Consider the following 19,461-nt stretch of genomic DNA (forward strand, 5'->3'; position numbering starts at 1 on the left):
GTCGGCCGGGTCGGCGTACGGGCTCGGCACCGGGGTCACCGGCGCTTCTGGGACAGCTCGAAGACCTCGGCGGCGAGGCGGGTGGCGGCGAGCCGGGCCGGGCGGGCGAGCAGTTCGGTGCGCAGCGGTCCGCCGGCCGCGAGGTGCCGGTCGTACGGCAGGACGTGGACGCGGGCGCCGGTCGTCGCGAGGCGTTCGGCCGCCGCGCCGATGTCGATGCCGGGGCGCGGGGTCGTCACGGAGAGCGCGACGACGGTCCCCTCGATGACGTGCGGGGGGAGCGCCCGCAGCCACTGGAGCACGGCGTACGTGCTGGTCACGCCGTCGAGCGTGGCGGGGGCGGCCAGCACTCGGGCCTGCGCGGCGGACAGGGCGACCCGGGCGACCTCGGCGGGCAGCGTCTCGCAGTCCACCACGGTCACCCCGAAGTAGCGGCGCAGGGCGACCATCACCCGTTCGTACGTGACGGTGTCGACCATGGCCCCGATCCGGCCCTGGCTGCCGGGCAGCAGCCAGGCGTTGTCCGGGAGCTGGACGAGATAGCCGGTGATGTCGAGCAGCGACATCTGCGGCGCGGCGATGTCCGCCAGGTCGGCCGTGGTCCACCGCAGCGCCTCGGCGCCCATCCGGAGCGGCAGCGAGCCCAGCGCCGGGTCGGCCTCCACGAGGAGCACGGGGTCCTGCCGGTAGTGCGCGTACGTGGTGCCGAGCAGCGCGGTCACCGTCGTCTTGCCGGCGCCGCCCCGGATGGAGGTGACCGCGATCTGCCGCCCCGTCGTCACCGGTTGCTGGAGCACCTCGGCGGTACGGGTGAGCGCGGCGACCTCCCGGGCGGCGGACCCGGAGACGATACGGCGCACGGCGCGCGCGGCCCGTACGGCGACGGCCTCGCCGCGCACCGGCCGCCGGGCCACGGCGGTCATCGCCTTGTCGAGGACGGGGAGCGAGTCGGGGGTGGGGGGAGGCGCGGGCGTCCCGGGCCAGGACCGCGCGGCGGGGGCGGGCGCGGGCCGCGGCTCGGGTTCCGTCCGTGCGGGCGGCACGGCGGGGCGCGGGGCCTCCGGGGCCTCGGCCGGGCCCGGCCCCTTCAGGTCGCGCAGGAGGTCGCCCTGCCAGTTGTGGTCCGCGTTCGGCATGTCTGCCCTTCTTCGCCGCTTCGATGCCCCGCCGGGCCCGTATCGGTGGTCTCGGAGTCGTCAGAACTTGTTCAGCAGTTGCCCGTAGACGCCGAACACCCCGACGGCGAGCGGGAAGAGCCCCACGACGCCGATGGACTCGATGAGGTCGGCCGTCCGCCGCAGCCGCACCCGTACGTGCTCCGGCGGCTCCACCGCCAGCGCGAGCAGGGGCAGCAGCGCGGCCGCGCACAGGACCGCGATGGGCCCGCCGCCCCCGGAGTGGTCCAGCCACAGCACCACCAGCCGCACCGCGACGAACGCGGCGGCGGCGAACAGCGCCACCACCTCCGCCACCAGCGGGAACGCCCGCGCCCGGGACAGCAGCACCACCGCGACCAGGCACGGCAGCAGCACCGTCCACACCGTCGGCCGGTCCGCCGTGGTGAGGAGGTGGCCGCCGGCGGCGGCCGACACCGCCGTGACGAGCGTCGCCAGGGCGAGGCCCCGGTGGGTGGCGGCCAGCGCGTTGCCCACGTCGTGCCGGCTGACCGAGGCACCGCCCGAGCGGCGGTCGTCGAGGCCCGTGAGGCCCGACGCCATCAGGGCGAGCCGGGGCAGCAGCCCGAGCAGGACCACGGAGAACACGGCCATCACCGCGCCGAGCCCGGCCGGGTCCTCGGCGACGGCGGCGACGACCTCCCAGACCGCCGTCACCACGGCCGTGGCCAGCGCGCCGATCAGCCCGCCCCGGCCCAGCGGCGACAGCAGCCCGAGCAGCGCCAGCGACACGGCGGCCGCCCCCGCCACGGCCGCCAGCCGCAGCGCACCGGACCAGTCGTAGGCGTCGGCGGCCGTCCACGCCGAGAGGACGCCGAGCCCGGCCGAGACGAGGAGCAGCGCGGTCGCGAGCGCGCGGTTGCCCCGGCCGAGCCGGGCGACCAGCGCACCGGCCACCAGCAGCAGGACCGTCACGCCCGCCAAGGCCCCGGCCAGCGCGCCCAGCGCGAACTCGCGGCGGGCGAGCAGCGCGGCGATCACCGCGAAGACCACGGTCGCCGCGCCCGCGGCGACGCGGCGGACGGCCGGGCGCCAGCGCCAGGTCTGGAGGTCCAGGCTGTCCGCCACCTGGTCCGTCACGTCGTGGACCACCGGGGCGGGCGGGGCCGCGTGGATGCGGACAAGACGGAGCACGGCACCGTCACCGATGCCCGCCGAGGCCAGGGTGGCGTCGTGCGGCAGCGCCGAGCCGTCGGCGGTGAGCAGCTGCCGGGTCAGCGGGCGGGACGCGGCCCGGTCGTCCAGCAGCTGGAGTATGTCCGGAAGGAGCTGCCCGACCGGGGTGTCGGACGGCAGGACGAGGTCCGCGCGGCGCCGCTCGCCGACCAGCGTCACCCGGCTCATTTCCGCTCGGGAAGCCATTGCCGTACTCACTGACGAAAACCAATCATCGCGACGTCCAGGAAATCTCGGGGTGAACCGGTCAGCGGTCGTACTGCTGGTACTGCCGCTGCTGCTTCTCCTGCTCGGCCTTCTGCTTGTCCAGGGTGTGCTGGAGGAAGGACCAGCCGACGCAGCCCGCGCACAGCACCGCGGTGATCGCGATGCCCGCGAACACCTTGCCCAGGCGCTCGTCGGCCGTCCGCCGCGCACGGCCGGTGCCGAACAGGAGCGCGTCGCGCATCCGCCGGCGGCGTACTCCCACCGACTCCAGCAGCTGACTGTCGTAATCCCGTGCCATGCGACCCCCCTTTGCCACTGCAACATAAGGCATGGGGTGACGGCGGGAACACCTCGGGTGGCCGGATCGAAGGCGCGTGGGGCCGGGGCGTGGCGGTTTCATCCGTTCCGGTGGGTGAGTGGACGAAACGTACACTTCAGTCCGCCCCCGCAGGCGCCTAGCGTCGCCTCGGCACACGCATCCCAGGAAAGGGCACCCCCCGTCATGACCAGCAACGAGACGCCCCGCGGCCCCGTCGACTCCTCGCGCATCCCCCGGTACGCCGGGCCCGCGACGTTCGCCCGGCTGCCCCGCCTGGACGAGGTGGGCACGGCGGACGTGGCCGTCGTCGGGGTGCCGTTCGACTCGGGCGTCTCCTACCGGCCCGGCGCCCGCTTCGGCGGAAACGCGATCCGGGAGGCGTCGCGGCTGCTGCGCCCCTACAACCCGGCGCAGGACGCCTCGCCCTTCGCCCTGGCGCAGGTCGCGGACGCGGGGGACATCGCGGCCAACCCGTTCAACATCGAGGAGGCCGTGGAGACCGTCGAGGCGGCGGCCGACGCGCTGCTCGACACCGGCGCCCGGCTGATGACGCTCGGCGGCGACCACACCATCGCGCTGCCGCTGCTGCGGTCCGTCGCCAAGAAGCACGGCCCGGTCGCGCTGCTCCACTTCGACGCCCACCTCGACACCTGGGACACCTACTTCGGCGCCGCCTACACGCACGGCACCCCGTTCCGCCGGGCCGTCGAGGAGGGCATCCTCGACACCTCGGCGCTCTCCCACGTCGGCACCCGCGGCCCGCTCTACGGCAAGCAGGACCTGACCGACGACGCGAAGATGGGCTTCGGGATCGTCACCTCCGCCGATGTGATGCGGCGCGGCGTGGACGAGATCGCGGACCAGCTGCGCCAGCGCATCGGGGACCGGCCGCTGTACATCTCCATCGACATCGACGTGCTCGACCCGGCCCACGCCCCCGGCACCGGCACCCCGGAGGCCGGCGGCCTCACCTCCCGCGAGCTGCTGGAGATCGTGCGCGGCCTGTCCTCCTGCCACCTGGTCTCCGCGGACCTGGTCGAGGTCGCCCCCGCGTACGATCACGCGGAGATCACCTCCGTCGCCGCCTCGCACACCGCGTACGAGCTGACGACGATCATGACCCGCCAGATCGCGGAGGCCCGCCAGCAGTGAGTCACGACCACCACGACGAGCGGCCCGAGCTGACCCCGGCGCAGATCGAGGCCGCGCTGAATCCGCCACCGGGGCGCACCGGCGGCGACCTCGTCGTCGAGACCCTGCGCGGGCTCGGCGCGACCACCGTCTTCGGGCTGCCCGGACAGCACGCGCTGGCGCTGTTCGACGCGCTGCGCCGCTCGTCGCTCCAGTACGTGGGGCTGCGCGTCGAGAACAACGCGGGCTTCGCGGCCGACGCCTACGGGCGGATCACCGGCGAGGTCGCCCCGCTGTTCCTGTCGACCGGGCCCGGCGCGCTGACCTCGCTCGCCGCGCTCCAGGAGGCGGCGGCCGCCTCCGCGCCGGTCCTCGCGGTCTCCAGCCAGATCCCGGTGCACGGGCTGGGCGGCGGGCGCCACGGCCACCTGCACGAGCTGCGCGACCAGCAGGCGTCGTTCCGGGACGTGGTGAAGTCCGTCCACACCGTGCGGGCGGCCTCGCAGATCCCGTCCGCGATCGCCGCCGCCTGGGAGTCCGCGCTGACGGCCCCGCACGGCCCCGTCTGGGTCGAGATCCCGCAGGACGTGCTGGAGGCGGAGACCGGGCTGCCCGTCGTCCTCGCCCCGGACGCCACCCCGCGCGAGCTGCACGCCCGCCCCGAGCTGATCGCGGTCGCCGCGCACCTGCTGGCGAACGCCGAGCGCCCGGCGATCGTCGCGGGCGGCGGGGTCGTACGGTCGGACGCCTCCGGGAAGCTGCGGGCGCTGGCCGAGAAGCTGAAGGCCCCGGTCGTCACCACGTACGGCGGGAAGGGCGCCTTCCCCTGGGGCCACCCGCTCTCGCTCCAGTCGTGGGTGGAGGACCGGCACGTCACCGACTTCCTGGAGGACGCCGACGTCCTGCTCGTCGTCGGCTCCGGACTCGGCGAACTCTCCTCGAACTACTACACGTTCGCCCCGCGCGGCCGGGTGGTCCAGATCGAGGCGGACGCCGGCAAGCTGGAGGCCAACCTCCCCGCGCTCGGCATCCACGCGGACGCCCGCGACGCGCTCGCCGACCTCATCGACGCGGTCGCCCCGCGCGAGGACCCGGCAGCGGCGGACCGCGTCGCCGGGGTGCTCGGCCGGGTCCGGGACCGGATCGCCGGCCAGGGCCGCGAGCTGGAACAGGATCTTCTCGCGGCGATCAGGACCGCCCTGCCCGACGCCTCGCCCAGCTTCTGGGACATGACGATCCTCGGCTACTGGGCCTGGGCCGCGTTCGACGCCCGCCGCCCGAACACCATGCACTCCGCCCAGGGCGCGGGCGGCCTCGGCTACGCCTTCCCGGCGGCGCTCGGCGCGGCGGTGGCCGACCCGACCCGGCCGGTCCTCGCGGTCTCCGGCGACGGCGGCGCGATGTACTCCGTCGCGGAACTGGCCACCGCCCGGCAGTACGACCTCCCGGTCACCTGGCTGATCGTGGACGACGGCGGCTACGGCATCCTGCGCGAGTACCTGACCGGCGCCTTCGGCGAGACCACCGGCACGGAGCTGGCCCGCCCGGACTTCGCGGCCCTCGCCGCGTCCTTCGGCGTCCCGGCGGTCCGGACGAGCCCCGAGACGCTCGCCGCGGACCTGGCGGAGGCGTTCGGACGGCCGGGGCCCTCGGTCGTCGTACTCCCGGCTCTGCTGAAGATGTTCGAGCCGACGCACCTGTAACTCCACGTACCTGTAAGCCCACGTACTTGTAAGCCCACGCACCTGTAGTTCGACGTACCTGTAACAGGCCCCCGCCGGGCCCTGTGGCGCGTACAACCTTCCGGCCCCCCGCGAGTCATCTCTTGCGGGCGTGCCGGGGGGCCGTCCGCAGGAATCGTTCAGGGGGAACCACCATGACCACGTCCCGTACCACCGGGCGCCGCCGCGCCGCGCTCTGTGCCGCCGTCGCCGCCGGGGTCCTCGCGCCCGTCGCGCTCGCCGCCGCGCCCGCGTCCGCCGCGACCTCGCAGGTGAGCTGCGCCTCCGGGCGGGCCGGGCTCGCCGCCCAGCTGACCAAGGACATCACCGCCGCGCTCAAGGGCCGCAAGTCCACCGTCGCGCTCGCGCTCTACGACCGGTCCACCAACACCACGTGCACGCTGCGCGCGACCACCACGTACGACTCCGCGAGCGTCGTGAAGGCGACCGTGCTGGCCACGCTCCTGTGGGACAACTCCAAGCACAACCGCTATCTCACCCAGCGCGAGATCGACCTCAGCACCAAGATGATCACCAAGTCCGACAACGACGCGACCACCGCCCTGTGGAAGCAGCTCGGCACCACCAAGGTCAACGCCTTCCTCAAGGCGGCCGGGATGACCCACACCGTGCCCGGCTCCGGCGGCTACTGGGGCCTGACCCAGATAACCGCCCAGGACGAGCAGCGGCTGCTGACCCTGCTCACCTCGAAGAACTCCGTACTCACCGACAGCGCCCGCTCCTACGAGCTGGGGCTGATGAAGAAGGTCGTCTCCTCGCAGCGCTGGGGCACCCCGGCCGGCGCCGTCACCGGGACCACCGTCCAGCTCAAGAACGGCTGGCTCCAGCGCTCCACCCACGGCTGGCGGGTCCACAGCATCGGCGCCTTCACCGGCAACGGCCACGACTACGGGCTGACCGTGCTCACCCAGGACAACAAGACGATGAACGACGGCATCAACACCATCCAGGCCGTCGCCCGGGCCGTCCACAAGGACCTCAACCCGCGCATCATGCACGCCAGGACTTTCTCCGCCCCCGTCGCCCCGCAGGAAGCCGTCCCGCCGGCCCCTGAGGCGCCGTCCGGCCGCATGCTCACCGCCAAGCCGCGGTAGCCCGGGTCCGCCCGGCGGAGGCAACAGAGAGGACCCTCTCGTTCACGGCCGCGCGCCGGGTGAGGGTCAGACATGGGAGAGGGCGAAGGAGACGAGGAAGCCGCTCACCGTGACGAGGCCGATCGCCAGGTGGGCGTCCTGGAACGCTTCCGGGATCATGGTGTCGGCGACCATCGCGAGGATCGCCCCGGCGGCGACGGCGGTCACGGCGGCGATCACGGCGGGGGAGAAACCGCCCACCACGCTGTACCCGAGGACCGCGGAGAGGGTGCTCGCGGCGGCGATGGCACCCCAGACGCCGAAGACGTAAGTCTTTCCGCGGCCGGATTTCCTCATTCCGGCCGAACTGGAGAGCCCCTCCGGGACGTTGCTGATGAAGACCGCCGCCACGGTCACGAGGCTCACCGCTCCGCCGTCGAGCAGGCTCACACCGATGACCGCCGATTCGGGGACGCCGTCGAGCAGCGCACCGAACGCCAGGGCGAGGCCGGAGCCGCTCTGCTGGGCTTCGGAGGGCTGGGCCTGCCCCTGATGGTGGCCGGACCGCTTGCGGTGCCTGGCGCCCCGGCGCGCCAGCCACATGTTCCCGCCGGTGTAGGCCAGGGCTCCGGCCAGCGTGCCGATCGCCGCGGGGGTCAGCCCTGCCTGCTCGTACGCCTCCCCGACCAGTTCGAAGCTGACCGCGGACAACAGGACCCCGGCCCCGAAGGCCATCACCGTCGCGATCAACTTCTGCGGAATCCGCAGGCCGTACCCGGCCACCGCTCCGACCAGCAGCGCCGAACCCGCCACCAGCCCCCACATCCCTGCCTGAACCGCTCCTGTCATGATCCCCTGGCTACCCGGCACCGGCGCCGCCATGTGCGCCCGTGCCGGGGTCCCGGGGGCAGGGATGTCACGACGTGGCGCTGGGGACCGAGAGGGGTTTGCCCGGCGCCTGCTTCTTCGCTTCCGCCATCCGTTCACCCAGCTCGGTCAGGCGATTGCGCCCCATGGCCTTGCGCACCTCGGGGAACCATTCCTTCTCCTCCTCCTCGACGTGGTGGCGCACGTTCTCGATGAGGACGGTCATCTTGGCGTCGAAGCGCTCGTCGGCCGGGTCAAGGTCCTTCAGCTCCGACAGCAGCCACACCATGACGTGGTGCTCCTCGACGCTCTCCAGGACGTGGTCCTTCGTGTCGGGCGCGGCCTCCCGGACGGCCGGATAGAAGATCTTCTCCTCGATCCAGGTGTGGGTGGTGAGCTCGTCGATCACACGGTCCACGATCTTCCGCTTCTCGGCGTGGGCCTTGTCGCCGGCTTTTTCGAACCGCTTGAAGAGCTTCTCGACCGTTTTGTGGTCGTCCTTGAGCAACACGATTCCATCCACTGAACTCTCCCTCGACCTCGACGAACGGGCGCATGAGCACGCCACTCGCTCGCCCTGTACCCGGTCCGGCGTGATCCAGCTCCCCGGCCGGCCCGGAGGAAGGGCGGGCCCCGGTCGCCGACGGATCGCGGGCGGCAGGGCTGTACGTGGTTCTTCCGGGTACGCGGCGTCTCAAGGAGCGTCGGTTCCGCGTCACCGACTGGCGTAAGCCCCCCAACGCAGTAGGAGAGGGAATGAGGCTTCGCGAATCTGCTCAGGCCACGGCTTCCCGGCTTCACGCCGAGGTGCTCAGCGGCCGGTACCGTCTTGACGAGACTCTCGGTTCGGGCGGTGCGGCGGACGTCTACCGGGGCTTCGACCTGAGGATGAGACGACCGGTGGCCGTCAAGGTCTTCCGGCCCGACACCGCCCTCGACGCCGAGGAGAGCTGGCGGGGCGAAGCCCAGATCCTGGCGCGGCTGCACCACCCCGGGCTGGTCACCGCCTTCGACGCCGGGCACCACGACGGACGCGCCTTCCTGGTCATGCAGCTGATCGAAGGCACCACGCTGAAGAACCGCATCGCCGACGGGCCGCTGCCCCCCGACGCCGCCGCGGCGATCGGAGCGGACCTCGCCCACGCGCTGGCCCACGCCCACGAGGCGGGCATCGTCCACCGCGACGTCAAGCCGTCCAACATCCTCCTGGACTCCGCACACCGTCCGTACCTGGCCGACTTCGGCATATCCAGGCCCCTGGACGCCACGACCCGGACAGCGACCGACACACTCGTGGGTACCGCCGCCTACCTGGCCCCCGAGCAGGTACTCGGCCGGGCCGTGGGACGGCCCGCCGACATCTACGCCCTCGGCCTGGTGCTCATCGAATGCCTCACCGGCAGGCTGGAGTACGGCGGCGGCCCCGTCGAAGCCGCGATCGCACGGCTGCACCGCCCGCCCGCCCTGCCGCCCGACGCACCCGAGCAGTTCCGCGCCCTGCTCAGCCGGATGACGGCCCAGGACGGCGAGGCCCGCCCGACGGCCCGCGACTGCGCCCACGCCCTGACGGCGCCGGTCGGTACGGTGCACACGGTCCCCCTCCCTTCTCCCGGCGCCGGGCCCGGGCCGGCAGAGCCCCCGCACGCGGATCCGCCGCGCGCCGGGGCCGACAACGCCCGCCGCACACGAGGACGCACCGCCATGGCGGGCGGAGGGGCCGCCCTCGCCGCCGTCGCCGCGGTCGTACTCGCCGTCACGGGCAGCTCCGCCCCGTCCGACGCCGGCCCGGACACGAGCCGGGCCCCCACCGCTCCCACGGGAAGCGCTCACGCCCGTGACGACGGCGCCGAGCGCGGGGGGACGACGAGTTCCCCGCCACCGGCCGCACGGCCCACCCGTCCGCACGCCGCGGCCGGCACCCCTACCGCGGACACGCCCCCACCCCGTACCTCCTCCGCCTCCTCCGTCGCGTCCGCTCCCGGCCCCGGCTCGGACACATCGACACCCGCGGCCACGCCCACGGGGAGCACAGCGCCCAGCCCCTCGACGAGCTCTCCCACCGCGTCGGCCACACCGGGTGAGGGAACCCCATCGGCGCCGGTGACCCCGAGCGCCACGGAGACCGCGTCGCCCCGGCAGCCGCACGGCCACCCGAAGAAGACGGCACCGGCCCGGGACGGGGAAGACGACAGCGACGGCTGAACGCGGGCCGGGCGGGACTTTCCGGACATGGCCTAGGTCGCAGGTCCCGTATTTGTTGCGGAGGGATGAAATCCGCGACACCCCGCGTTGGTGCCTTCCGTCGGATCAGGTCGGACGGGAGGCACCGGGTGGCGGACGCACGGGAGACGGAACGCGGGCAGCGGGGCGGCTGGGCGCGGAGACTGAGCGGTTACGCCTGGCGCTACCGGCGCAACGTGCTGCTGGCGCTCGGCTCGTCGCTGGCCGGGATGGCCGTCATGGCGCTCGTCCCCCTGATCACCAAGGTGATCATCGACGACGTGGTCGTCGGCCACACCCGCTCCCTCGCCGTCTGGACCGGCCTGCTGATCGTGGCGGCCGGCCTCGTCTACGCCTCCACCTACATCCGCCGCTACTACGGCGGCCGGCTCGCCCTCGACGTCCAGCACGACCTGCGGACCGGGATGTACGGGACGATCACCCGGCTCGACGGCAAGCGCCAGGACGAGCTGTCCACCGGGCAGGTCGTCGGACGCGCCACCAGCGACCTCCAGCTCATCCAGAGCCTGCTCTTCATGCTCCCCATGACCATCGGGAACGTGCTGCTCTTCCTGATCTCCCTGGTGATCATGGCCTGGCTGTCGCCGCTGCTGACGCTCGTCGCCGTCGCCGTCGCCCCCGCCCTCTGGTACATCGCCCGCCGCTCCCGCGCCCGGCTCTTCCCCGCCACCTGGTACGCCCAGTCGCAGGCGGCCGCCGTCGCCGGCGTCGTGGACGGGGCCGTCTCCGGCGTCCGCGTCGTCAAGGGCTTCGGACAGGAGGAGCAGGAGACCGGCAAGCTGCGCGAGGTCGGCCGCAAGCTGTTCGCCGGCCGGCTGCGCACCATCCGGCTGAACTCCCGCTACACCCCCGCCCTCCAGGCCGTGCCCGCCCTCGGCCAGGTCGCGATGCTGGCCCTCGGCGGCTGGCTGGCCACCCGGGGCGAGATCACCCTCGGCACGTTCGTCGCGTTCTCCACCTACCTCGCGCAGCTCGTCGGCCCGGTCCGGATGCTCGCCATGGTCCTCACCGTCGGCCAGCAGGCCCGCGCCGGGGTGGAACGCGTCCTCGAACTCATCGACACCGAGCCCACCATGAAGGACGGCACCAAGGAACTCCCCGCCGACGCCCCGGCCGGCGTGGAATTCGAGGACGTCCGGTTCGGCTACAACGACACCCGCCGCCCCGTCCTCGACGGCTTCTCGCTGACCATCGAACCCGGCGAGACCGTCGCCGTCGTCGGCGCCTCCGGCAGCGGCAAGTCCACCGTCTCGCTGCTGCTGCCGCGCTTCTACGACGTGACGCACGGCGCGGTCCTCGTCGGCGGCCACGACGTGCGGGAACTGACCCTCGACTCGCTGCGCGCCGCGATCGGCCTCGTCCCCGAGGACAGCTTCCTGTTCTCCGACACCGTCCGCGCCAACATCGCGTACGGCCTGCCCGGCGCCACCGACGAGCAGATCGAACAGGCCGCCCGCTCCGCCCAGGCCCACCGCTTCATCGCCGAGCTGCCGAACGGCTACGACACCAAGGTCGGCGAGCACGGGCTCACCCTCTCCGGCGGCCAGCGCCAGCGCATCGCCCTCGCCCGCGCCATCCTCACCGACCCCCGCCTGCTCCTCCTGGACGACGCCACCTCCGCCGTGGACGCCCGCGTCGAGCACGAGATCCACGAGGCCCTGCGCCAGGTGATGGCCGGCCGTACGACGCTGCTCATCGCCCACCGCCGCTCCACCCTGAACCTCGCGGACCGCATCGCCGTCCTCGACGACGGCCGCCTCGCCGACGTCGGCACCCACGAGGAGCTGGAGCGCCGCTGCGCCCTCTACCGGCGCCTGCTCACCGACCCCGACGAACTGGGCAGCCCCTCGCCCGGCCACCGCCCGACGGCCGCTCCCGAGGATCCCGAACGGGACCGCGCGCTCCGGGAGGAGATCGACGCCGCGTTCGACGCCGAGCGCGGCATCACGCCCGCGCTGTGGGTGCGCCGGGAGCAGGACCGGTCCACCGACACGGCGGGCACCCCCGCCACGCCCGAACTGCTCGCCCAGGTGGACGCCCTGCCCCCGGCGAACGACGTCCCGGACGTGGACGAGGCCCGCGCGGTGCGCCCCGAGGACTCCTACGGGCTGCGCAGGCTGCTGCGCGGCTTCGGGCTGCCGCTGCTTGTCAGCCTCGGCCTGGTCGCCGTGGACGCCGGGGCCGGGCTGCTGCTCCCGGTGCTGATCCGGAACGGCATCGACGACGGTGTCACCCAGCTCGCGCTGGGCGCGGTCTGGACGGCGTCCGCCATCGCCCTGGTCGTCGTCCTCGTGCAGTGGGCGGCCCAGATCGGCGAGACCCGGATGACCGGCCGCACCGGTGAGCGGGTGCTGTACGCGCTGCGGCTGAAGATCTTCGCCCAGCTCCAGCGGCTGGGGCTCGACTACTACGAGCGCGAGCTGACCGGCCGGATCATGACCCGGATGACGACGGACGTGGACGCGCTGTCCACGTTCCTCCAGACCGGCCTGGTCACCGCCTTCGTCTCCGTCGTCACCTTCCTCGGCATCATGGTCGCGCTGCTGGTCCTCGACGTGGAACTGGCCCTCGTCGTCTTCGCGACCCTGCCCGTCCTCGTCGTCGGGACCGTCTTCTTCCGCCGCAAGAGCGTCAAGGCGTACGAGCTGGCCCGTGAGCGGATCAGCGTCGTCAACGCGGACCTCCAGGAGTCCGTCGCCGGCCTCCGCATCGTGCAGGCGTTCCGGCGCGAGCGGGACGGGGCCGAGGCGTTCGCCGCGCGCAGCGACGAGTACCGCGAGGCGCGGGTGCGCGGGCAGTGGCTGATCTCCGTCTACTTCCCGTTCGTCCAGCTGCTCTCGTCGGTGGCCGCGGCTGCGGTGCTGATCGTGGGCGCCCACCGGGTGGACGACGCCACGCTCACCGCGGGCGCGCTGGTCGCCTACCTGCTCTACATCGACCTGTTCTTCGCGCCCGTCCAGCAGCTCTCCCAGGTCTTCGACGGTTACCAGCAGGCCGCCGTCTCCCTCGGCCGCATCCAGGAACTCCTGCGCGAGCCCGCCTCCACCACCGACCGCGACGACCCGCGGCACGTCCGCGAACTGCGCGGCGAGATCGCCTTCGAGGACGTGTCCTTCGCCTACGGGGACGAGGAGGAGGCTCTCCAGGGCGTCGACCTGCGCATCCCGGCCGGGCAGACCGTCGCCTTCGTCGGGGAGACCGGGGCCGGGAAGTCGACCCTGGTCAAGCTGGTCGCCCGGTACTACGACCCGACGGACGGCAGCATCACGGTGGACGGCGCCGACCTGCGCGGCCTCGGGCTCACCGCGTACCGTCGCCGGCTCGGAGTCGTACCGCAGGAGGCGTACCTCTTCCCCGGGACCGTGCGCGACGCCATCGCCTACGGGCGGCCGGACGCCACCGACGCGGAGGTGGAGGCGGCGGCCCGGGCGGTCGGCGCGCACGACATGATCGCCACGCTGGACGGCGGCTACCTCCACGAGGTCGCCGAGCGGGGCCGCAACCTCTCGGCCGGACAGCGCCAGCTGATCGCGCTCGCCCGCGCCGAGCTGGTCGATCCGGACATCCTGCTCCTGGACGAGGCGACCGCCTCGCTCGACCTGGCCAGCGAGGCGCAGGTGAACCAGGCGACCGACCGGCTCGCGGGCCGCCGCACCACGCTCGTCGTCGCCCACCGCCTGACCACCGCCGCCCGGGCGGACCGGGTCGTGGTGATGGACCACGGCCGGGTCGTCGAGGACGGCACCCACGACGAACTCCTGGCGCGGGACGGGCACTACGCGGTGCTGTGGCGCACGTTCATAGGGGAGGACGAGCCGGCCGGGGTGTGACCCCTACGCGTCGCCGCGGATCGCCGAGATCTTCCCGGTCGCGAGGTCCGAGCGCACCGTCAGATAGGTGTACGCGGGGTCCTCGGGCGATCCCCAGGTGAGGCGGACCGTGGACCAGGTGTGCCCGGCGCCGCTGTGGCCCGCGGTGACCAGGTGGTCCACCGGGACGTCCTGGGCGAGCAGCACGCCGTCCGCGTGGTGGGCCGCCTCCCACTCGGCGAGGCGGTCGCGCAGGCCCGGGGTGAGGTAGAAGCCGCGCAGCGCGGTGGCGAGGTCCCCGCCGTCCTCGGCGGCCACCGCGTCGAGGTACGCGCTGTAGAAGTCGTCCACCAGCCGGGACTCCTGGGTCGCGGTGTCGTCGGTGACCGTCGCCCCGGCCGACGCCTCGCGCGGGGCGGCCGTGGCCGCGGCGGGCACGGTGACGGCGGCGGCGAGGAGCGCGGAGGCGAGCAGCGTACGACCGGCGGTGCGCCGGGCGGAGCGGGTTCGGGTCATGACGGTTCCTGCCTTTCGTGGTGGTCTGTCCTGTCCGGCTCCATGGTGGGCCGCCCCGGTCCCCGCAAGGGACGGGCCCGCCGGATGCAACCTCCGGATGGCCTCCCGCGTCGTACGCAGGTACAGGCATATGCGCCCAGGTGTCGGACAGGGGCGCGAATGTTCGATGAGGCGATGGGGCTGCTGTGACCAGAGGGACCGAAGGACACGCCCGGGGCGCGCGGCGCGGGCTCCGCCGCCATGCGGTGGTCCTCGCCCTGGCCACCGCCCTCGCACTGGTGGTCGGCGGGGCGGTCGCGGGGAGCGCGGACGCCGCATCGGTCTGCGCGGGCCGCCCGAAGAAGACGGTGAAGTTCGCGACGGGCGAGCTGCGCGTCTACAAGTCCCGCGCCTACGCCTGCGTCACCGCGGTCGCCGCGAAGCCCGGCAAGCGCCGCCCCATGTCCGTGACCATCCAGCCGCGCGGCGGCCTCCCCGTCACGGACAGCGGCCGCTTCACGCAGCTGGCGGGCCCGGTCACCGTCCACGCGCTGAACCGGTGCGTACGGGTCTCCGGCAAGGTCGACGGCAAGGGCGCCCGCACCGGCTGGATCCTGTGCTGACCGGGTGACAGCTCCCCGGCCCCGGGCAAGGGGGGCTGGTGGTACGTGTGTTGCCCCGCTAGGTTCACCGCGTCAGCTGTGGACCAAGGGGCGTCCGACGGCCTTCCGGGGACGTCCCAGGGGAGGACGCGTCATGCGCAAGGCGTTCAGAGGAATCCTGTCGCTCGCGGTGCTCATCGGCACGGTGAGTGCGACGGGTGCCTCGGCCGGGGCGGCCACCGCCGCCGTACCGGCCCCGCTCGGTGCCGCCGTGAGCGACAGCGGAACGAGCACGGACATCAAGGACCGCATCCTGGCCATCCCGGGCATGAGTCTCATCGAGGAGAAGCCCTACGCGGGCTACCGCTACTTCGTCCTCAACTACACCCAGCCGGTCGACCACCGCCACCCGTCCAAGGGAACGTTCCAGCAGCGGATCACCCTGCTGCACAAGGACACCTCGCGCCCCACGGTGTTCTTCACCAGTGGGTACAACGTCTCCACCAACCCCAGCCGCTCCGAGCCCACCCGGATCATCGACGGCAACCAGGTCTCGCTGGAGTACCGCTACTTCACCCCGTCGCGGCCCTCGCCCGCCGACTGGTCCAAGCTGGACATCTGGCAGGCGGCGAGCGACCAGCACCGGGTCTTCACCGCGCTCAAGCGGATCTACGCCAAGAACTGGCTGACCACCGGCGGTTCCAAGGGCGGCATGACCGCCACGTACTACGAGCGCTTCTACCCGAAGGACATGGACGGCGTCGTCGCCTATGTCGCCCCCAACGACGTGGTGAACGACGAGGACTCGGCGTACGACCGGTTCTTCGCGAAGGTCGGCACCAAGGAGTGCCGGGACAAGCTGAGCGGCGTCCAGCGCGAGGCTCTGATCCGCCGGGCGCCACTGGAGAAGAAGTACGCGCGCTACGCGGCCGACAACGGCTACACCTTCGACACCGTCGGCTCGCTGGACAAGGCGTACGAGGCCGTCGTCATGGACTACGTCTGGGCGTTCTGGCAGTACAGCCTGCTCGCCGACTGCGACACCCTCCCGGCCGACGCGAAGAAGGCCACCGACCAGGAGATCTGGGACTCGGTCGACGGGATCTCCGGCTTCTCCGCCTACACCGACCAGAGCCTGGCCGACTACACGCCGTACTACTACCAGGCGGGCACCCAGCTCGGTTCGCCCGACATCAAGCAGCCCTGGCTCGGCAGGCTGAGCCGCTACGGCTACCAGCCGCCGCGCACTTTCGTGCCGCGCTCCATCCCGATGAGGTTCCAGCCCGGCGTGATGCGGGACGTCGACAGCTGGGTGAAGCACCACGCCACGCACATGCTGTACGTATACGGCGAGAACGACCCGTGGGGCGCGGAGCGCTTCCGGCTCGGGGCGGGCGCCCGCGACAGCTATGTGTTCACCCAGCCCGGCGGGAACCACGGCTCCAACGTCGCGGGCCTCGTGCCCTCGGAGAACGCGACGGCCACGGCCGCGATCCTGCGCTGGGCGGGCGTCGCCCCGGCCGCCGTCCAGCAGGACGAGTCCAAGGCGAAGCCGCTCGCGAAGTTCGACGCGCGGCTCGACAACAAGGACCGGCCGACCGACCACCGCCTCGGCGTCCGGCGCCCGTGAGGTGAGCCTGCCCCGGCGGCCACGGCCGCCGGGGCAGGACGTGCTCAGTACTTCAGCCCGTACCCCACCGGGTACAGCACCTTCGACGGGTCGTCCGCCCGCTGCACCGGGACCGGGAGCCGGCCCTCCGGCCGGGCCCGGCCCGCGATCACCCGGGCCGCCGCGCGCAGCTCGACGTCGGTCCAGGAGTACGCGGCCAGGTGCGCCCTGTGCCCCGTACCCGCCAACTGCGCGATGTCGTACGGATTGCGGATGGCGACCGTGACCACCGGGACGCCCGTCGCCGCCAGCGCGCTGACCAGGGTGCGCTGCGAGCTGGTCGCCGAGACGTTGTACGTCCCCACGACCACGGCGTCCTTGCCCTTCGCCGCAGCCACCGCCGCGTCGATGGCCGCCTTGGTGGGCGCGGTCCCGGTGGACAGCGCGGTCGCGGCGAAGCCCAGCTCGTCGAACGCCTCGGCCAGCGTCGTCGTCGGCGGGCCCGTGGTGCCCGAGGGCGAGGCCGGGTCGGCGCCCACCACCAGCAGGTTCCGGTGCGAGCGGCGGGACAACGGCAGCAGCCGGCCCTCGTTGGCCAGCAGGGTCGTCGTGTGTTCGGCGATCCGGTCGGCGGCGGCCAGATGCTCCCGGGTGCCGACCGTGCGGTTCACCTCGCGCCCGGTGACGAAGGGGCGCTCGAAGAGCCCCAGCTTCGTCTTCAGGCGCAGGATGCGCAGGATCGATTCGTCGAGCCGGGCCTCGCTGACCTCACCGCTCTTGACGGCCGCCAGCAGCGCGTTCCACGAGACGTCCAGGCTCGGCGGGTTCAGCAGCTGGTCCACGCCGGCCTGGAGCGCGAGCACCGGCACCCGGTCGTCCCCGTACTTCGTGCGTACGCCCTCCATGCCGAGCGAGTCGGTGACCACGACCCCGTCGTAGCCCAGCTCCTCGCGCAGGATGCCGGTGAGGATCGGCTTCGAGAGGGTCGCCGGGTCCTCGGCCGGGTCGAGCGCGGGCACCACGATGTGCGCGGTCATGATCGAGTCGATGCCCGCCGCGATCGCCGCCCGGAACGGGGGCGCGTCCAGCTCCGCCCACTGCTCCCGGGTGTGGCCGATGACCGGCAGGCCCGTGTGGCTGTCGGTGCTGGTGTCGCCGTGGCCCGGGAAGTGCTTGGCCGTGGAGGCGATCCCGGCGCTCTGATACCCCTTCACCTGCGCGGCGACCATGTCCGCCACGGCCTGCGGGTCCGAGCCGAAGGAGCGGACGCCGATGACCGGGTTGGCCGGGTTCACGTTGACGTCGGCGTCCGGCGCGTAGTTCTGGTTGATGCCGATCGCAGCCAGCTCGGCGCCCGCGATCTGCCCGGCCCTGCGCGCGTCGGAGTGCGAACCGCCCGCGCCCAGCGCCATCGCGCCCGGCATCAGGGTGGCCGGTTCGCCGACGCGGCAGACGATGCCGTGCTCCTGGTCGGTGGAGATCAGCAGCGGCAGGCGGGACGGGCCCGCGAGGCCCGCGCGCTGGATGCCGTTGGACAGTTCGGCGATCTGGTGCGGGTCGCGGGTGTTGTGCGCCCAGGCGAAGTAGATGATCCCGCCGACGTGGTACTTGGCGATCATCTCGGCGGCCGTACGCACCCCGATCTCGGCGAGGTTGGCGTCGATGTCGGCCTGGTCCGGGTCGGTGGCGGAGTGCCCGTAGACCCGCATGACGAAGAGCTGGCCGACCTTCTCCTCCAGGCTCATCCGGGAGATGAGCCGCTTCAGCCGCTTGGTCGTGGCGGCGGAGGTGTGGCTGCTGTGCGCGGAGCCCTGGGAGGCGAGGGCAGCCGGGGCGGTCGCCATGCCCGCTGCCGCCGCGACGGCGGTGGCGGCGGTGGCGGTGAGGAGGGTGCGTCTGGAGGTGCGGTGGTGCACATGAGCTCCTTCGGCCGTTCTCGGTGACGAGGGGGTGAAAGAAACTTCCAAGGAGCACGGATATCCAGAAAATAACTTCCGGTCAAGGGTGCGGGCCGTTTTGAGCGCGTCTCAGGTGCCCCTCGCCCACCGCAGCCCCACCCGCGCCCCGTGCCCCTGGAGCGCCGCGACCGCCGCCGTGATCGCGGGCCGCCGGGCCGCCCCCGTACGCCACAGCGCGTACAGCCGCCGCACCGGCACCGGGTCCATCCGCACCGCCACCACGCCCTCCGGCAGCGGCCCGCGCCCGAGCCGGGGGATCATCGCGACCCCGAGACCGGCGGCGAGCAGGGCGAGCTGGGTGTGGTTCTCCTCCGCCTGGTGCCGGATGTCCGGCTCGTAGCCCGCCGCGCGCAGCGTCCGTACGAGCCAGTCGTGGCAGACCGTCCCCGGCGGCTGGCAGATCCACCGCTCCCGCGCCAGCTCCGCGCGCCGCACCCCGTCCCGCCCCGCCAGCCGGTGCCCCGCCGGGACGAGCAGGTCGCACAGGTCGTCCCCGATCACCGCCTGCTCCACGCCCTCCGGGGCGGGCAGCGGGGCGATGTCCCAGTCGTGCGCCACGGCCAGATCGATCACGCCCTTCGCGACCAGGTCCACCGACAGATGCGGGTCCACCTCGGTCATCCGGACGTCGAGCCCCGGGTGCTCCCGGTCCAGATCCGCCAGCACCCCCGGCAGCAGCCCGCGCGCCGCCGAGGCGAACGCGCCCACCGAGAGCCGCCCCGTCGGCAGCCCCCGGCGCTCCTCCAACGAGGTCTCCGCGCGCTCCACGATCGCCAGCAACTGCTGGGCGGCAGCCACCAGATGGACGGCCTCCTCGGTCAGCGCGACGCCCCGCCCGCGCCGTTCGAGCAGGGTCGTGCGGGTTTCCCGCTCCAGCTTGGTGATCTGCTGCGAGACCGCCGACGGGGTGTAGCCGAGGGCCGCCGCCGCCCCCGCGACGGACCCGTGGACGGAGACCGCGTGCAGCGCGCGCAGCCGGGCGAGATCGAGCATCCGAAGCCTCCGGAACGGGCCGTCATTCGTTAGCGATGCTCAATTCCACCATGAAGAAACGCGA

15 protein-coding genes are annotated in these 19,461 nt (G+C 73.1%); 7 read left to right on the forward strand and 8 right to left on the reverse strand.

All coding sequences use genetic code 11. The annotated features are described in order from the left end of the window. Positions 1 to 35 precede the first annotated feature (35 nt). The 3 genes from NEH16_RS20855 to NEH16_RS20865 all read right to left on the reverse strand — a co-directional run bounded on the left by NEH16_RS20855 (position 36) and on the right by NEH16_RS20865 (position 2,856). Positions 36 to 1,136: a MinD/ParA family ATP-binding protein gene (locus NEH16_RS20855; protein WP_265544291.1), complete on the reverse strand. Its 1,101-nt coding sequence runs from the start codon at positions 1,134 to 1,136 to the stop codon at positions 36 to 38. A 60-nt stretch (positions 1,137 to 1,196) separates the two neighbouring features. Further along, the gene (gene eccD / locus NEH16_RS20860) at positions 1,197 to 2,537 is read right to left on the reverse strand and encodes a type VII secretion integral membrane protein EccD (RefSeq protein ID WP_265544293.1); all 1,341 of its coding nucleotides are present in this window, start codon (positions 2,535 to 2,537) and stop codon (positions 1,197 to 1,199) included. A gap of 61 nt (positions 2,538 to 2,598) precedes the next feature. Continuing rightward, entirely contained in the window at positions 2,599 to 2,856 is a 258-nt protein-coding gene (locus NEH16_RS20865) for a hypothetical protein (protein ID WP_073965107.1), read from the reverse strand. 204 nt (positions 2,857 to 3,060) lie between these two features. Here NEH16_RS20865 and speB point away from each other — a divergent pair, with 204 nt between their 5' ends. The 3 genes from speB to NEH16_RS20880 all read left to right on the forward strand — a co-directional run bounded on the left by speB (position 3,061) and on the right by NEH16_RS20880 (position 6,844). Further along, on the forward strand, positions 3,061 to 4,029 hold the full coding sequence (gene speB, locus NEH16_RS20870) for an agmatinase (RefSeq protein ID WP_073965108.1): 969 nt from the start codon (positions 3,061 to 3,063) through the stop codon (positions 4,027 to 4,029). Further along, positions 4,026 to 5,711 carry a thiamine pyrophosphate-binding protein gene (locus NEH16_RS20875; RefSeq protein ID WP_265544294.1) on the forward strand — a complete coding sequence of 562 codons (1,686 nt, stop codon included), beginning with the start codon at positions 4,026 to 4,028 and terminating at the stop codon, positions 5,709 to 5,711. The genes speB and NEH16_RS20875 overlap by 4 nt, the downstream gene beginning before the upstream one ends. A gap of 173 nt (positions 5,712 to 5,884) precedes the next feature. Then, entirely contained in the window at positions 5,885 to 6,844 is a 960-nt protein-coding gene (locus tag NEH16_RS20880; RefSeq protein WP_265544295.1) for a serine hydrolase, read from the forward strand. 66 nt (positions 6,845 to 6,910) lie between these two features. Here NEH16_RS20880 and NEH16_RS20885 read toward each other — a convergent pair whose 3' ends face one another. Together NEH16_RS20885 and NEH16_RS20890 are read right to left on the reverse strand one after the other, a co-directional pair. Further along, positions 6,911 to 7,672 carry a ZIP family metal transporter gene (locus NEH16_RS20885; RefSeq protein WP_265544296.1) on the reverse strand — a complete coding sequence of 254 codons (762 nt, stop codon included), beginning with the start codon at positions 7,670 to 7,672 and terminating at the stop codon, positions 6,911 to 6,913. Between the two features lie 67 nt (positions 7,673 to 7,739). Further along, positions 7,740 to 8,213 carry a hemerythrin domain-containing protein gene (locus NEH16_RS20890; RefSeq protein ID WP_265544297.1) on the reverse strand — a complete coding sequence of 158 codons (474 nt, stop codon included), beginning with the start codon at positions 8,211 to 8,213 and terminating at the stop codon, positions 7,740 to 7,742. Positions 8,214 to 8,446: 233 nt separating this feature from the next. On the opposite strand from NEH16_RS20890, the gene NEH16_RS20895 reads away from it, so the two are divergent. Beyond that, positions 8,447 to 9,892 carry a serine/threonine-protein kinase gene (locus tag NEH16_RS20895; protein ID WP_265544298.1) on the forward strand — a complete coding sequence of 482 codons (1,446 nt, stop codon included), beginning with the start codon at positions 8,447 to 8,449 and terminating at the stop codon, positions 9,890 to 9,892. Positions 9,893 to 10,020: 128 nt separating this feature from the next. Then, positions 10,021 to 13,761 carry an ABC transporter ATP-binding protein gene (locus NEH16_RS20900; RefSeq protein WP_265544300.1) on the forward strand — a complete coding sequence of 1,247 codons (3,741 nt, stop codon included), beginning with the start codon at positions 10,021 to 10,023 and terminating at the stop codon, positions 13,759 to 13,761. 3 nt (positions 13,762 to 13,764) lie between these two features. On the opposite strand, the gene NEH16_RS20905 is transcribed toward NEH16_RS20900, so the two are convergent. Continuing rightward, the gene (locus tag NEH16_RS20905) at positions 13,765 to 14,256 is read right to left on the reverse strand and encodes a hypothetical protein (protein ID WP_265544301.1); all 492 of its coding nucleotides are present in this window, start codon (positions 14,254 to 14,256) and stop codon (positions 13,765 to 13,767) included. A 185-nt stretch (positions 14,257 to 14,441) separates the two neighbouring features. Here NEH16_RS20905 and NEH16_RS20910 point away from each other — a divergent pair, with 185 nt between their 5' ends. Further along, on the forward strand, positions 14,442 to 14,858 hold the full coding sequence (locus tag NEH16_RS20910) for a hypothetical protein (RefSeq protein WP_073965113.1): 417 nt from the start codon (positions 14,442 to 14,444) through the stop codon (positions 14,856 to 14,858). A 133-nt stretch (positions 14,859 to 14,991) separates the two neighbouring features. Further along, entirely contained in the window at positions 14,992 to 16,467 is a 1,476-nt protein-coding gene (locus tag NEH16_RS20915; RefSeq protein WP_265544303.1) for a S28 family serine protease, read from the forward strand. Between the two features lie 44 nt (positions 16,468 to 16,511). Here NEH16_RS20915 and NEH16_RS20920 read toward each other — a convergent pair whose 3' ends face one another. Beyond that, the gene (locus NEH16_RS20920) at positions 16,512 to 18,362 is read right to left on the reverse strand and encodes a glycoside hydrolase family 3 protein (protein ID WP_265544305.1); all 1,851 of its coding nucleotides are present in this window, start codon (positions 18,360 to 18,362) and stop codon (positions 16,512 to 16,514) included. A gap of 111 nt (positions 18,363 to 18,473) precedes the next feature. Further along, positions 18,474 to 19,397 carry a LysR family transcriptional regulator gene (locus tag NEH16_RS20925; protein ID WP_265544308.1) on the reverse strand — a complete coding sequence of 308 codons (924 nt, stop codon included), beginning with the start codon at positions 19,395 to 19,397 and terminating at the stop codon, positions 18,474 to 18,476. Between the last annotated feature and the right edge of the window lie 64 nt (positions 19,398 to 19,461).

The sequence above is a fragment of the Streptomyces drozdowiczii genome (assembly GCF_026167665.1).
Lineage (GTDB): Bacteria > Actinomycetota > Actinomycetes > Streptomycetales > Streptomycetaceae > Streptomyces > Streptomyces drozdowiczii_A.

Excerpts from the sequence above, each read along its gene's own strand:
- NEH16_RS20905 (WP_265544301.1), bottom strand. The coding sequence starts at position 14,256 with ATGACCCGAACCCGCTCCGCCCGGCGCACCGCCGGTCGTACGCTGCTC.
- speB (WP_073965108.1), top strand. The coding sequence starts at position 3,061 with ATGACCAGCAACGAGACGCCCCGCGGCCCCGTCGACTCCTCGCGCATC.
- NEH16_RS20885 (WP_265544296.1), bottom strand. The coding sequence starts at position 7,672 with ATGACAGGAGCGGTTCAGGCAGGGATGTGGGGGCTGGTGGCGGGTTCG.
- NEH16_RS20855 (WP_265544291.1), bottom strand. The coding sequence starts at position 1,136 with ATGCCGAACGCGGACCACAACTGGCAGGGCGACCTCCTGCGCGACCTG.
- NEH16_RS20915 (WP_265544303.1), top strand. The coding sequence starts at position 14,992 with ATGCGCAAGGCGTTCAGAGGAATCCTGTCGCTCGCGGTGCTCATCGGC.
- NEH16_RS20925 (WP_265544308.1), bottom strand. The coding sequence starts at position 19,397 with ATGCTCGATCTCGCCCGGCTGCGCGCGCTGCACGCGGTCTCCGTCCAC.
- NEH16_RS20865 (WP_073965107.1), bottom strand. The coding sequence starts at position 2,856 with ATGGCACGGGATTACGACAGTCAGCTGCTGGAGTCGGTGGGAGTACGC.
- NEH16_RS20880 (WP_265544295.1), top strand. The coding sequence starts at position 5,885 with ATGACCACGTCCCGTACCACCGGGCGCCGCCGCGCCGCGCTCTGTGCC.
- eccD (WP_265544293.1), bottom strand. The coding sequence starts at position 2,537 with ATGGCTTCCCGAGCGGAAATGAGCCGGGTGACGCTGGTCGGCGAGCGG.
- NEH16_RS20895 (WP_265544298.1), top strand. The coding sequence starts at position 8,447 with ATGAGGCTTCGCGAATCTGCTCAGGCCACGGCTTCCCGGCTTCACGCC.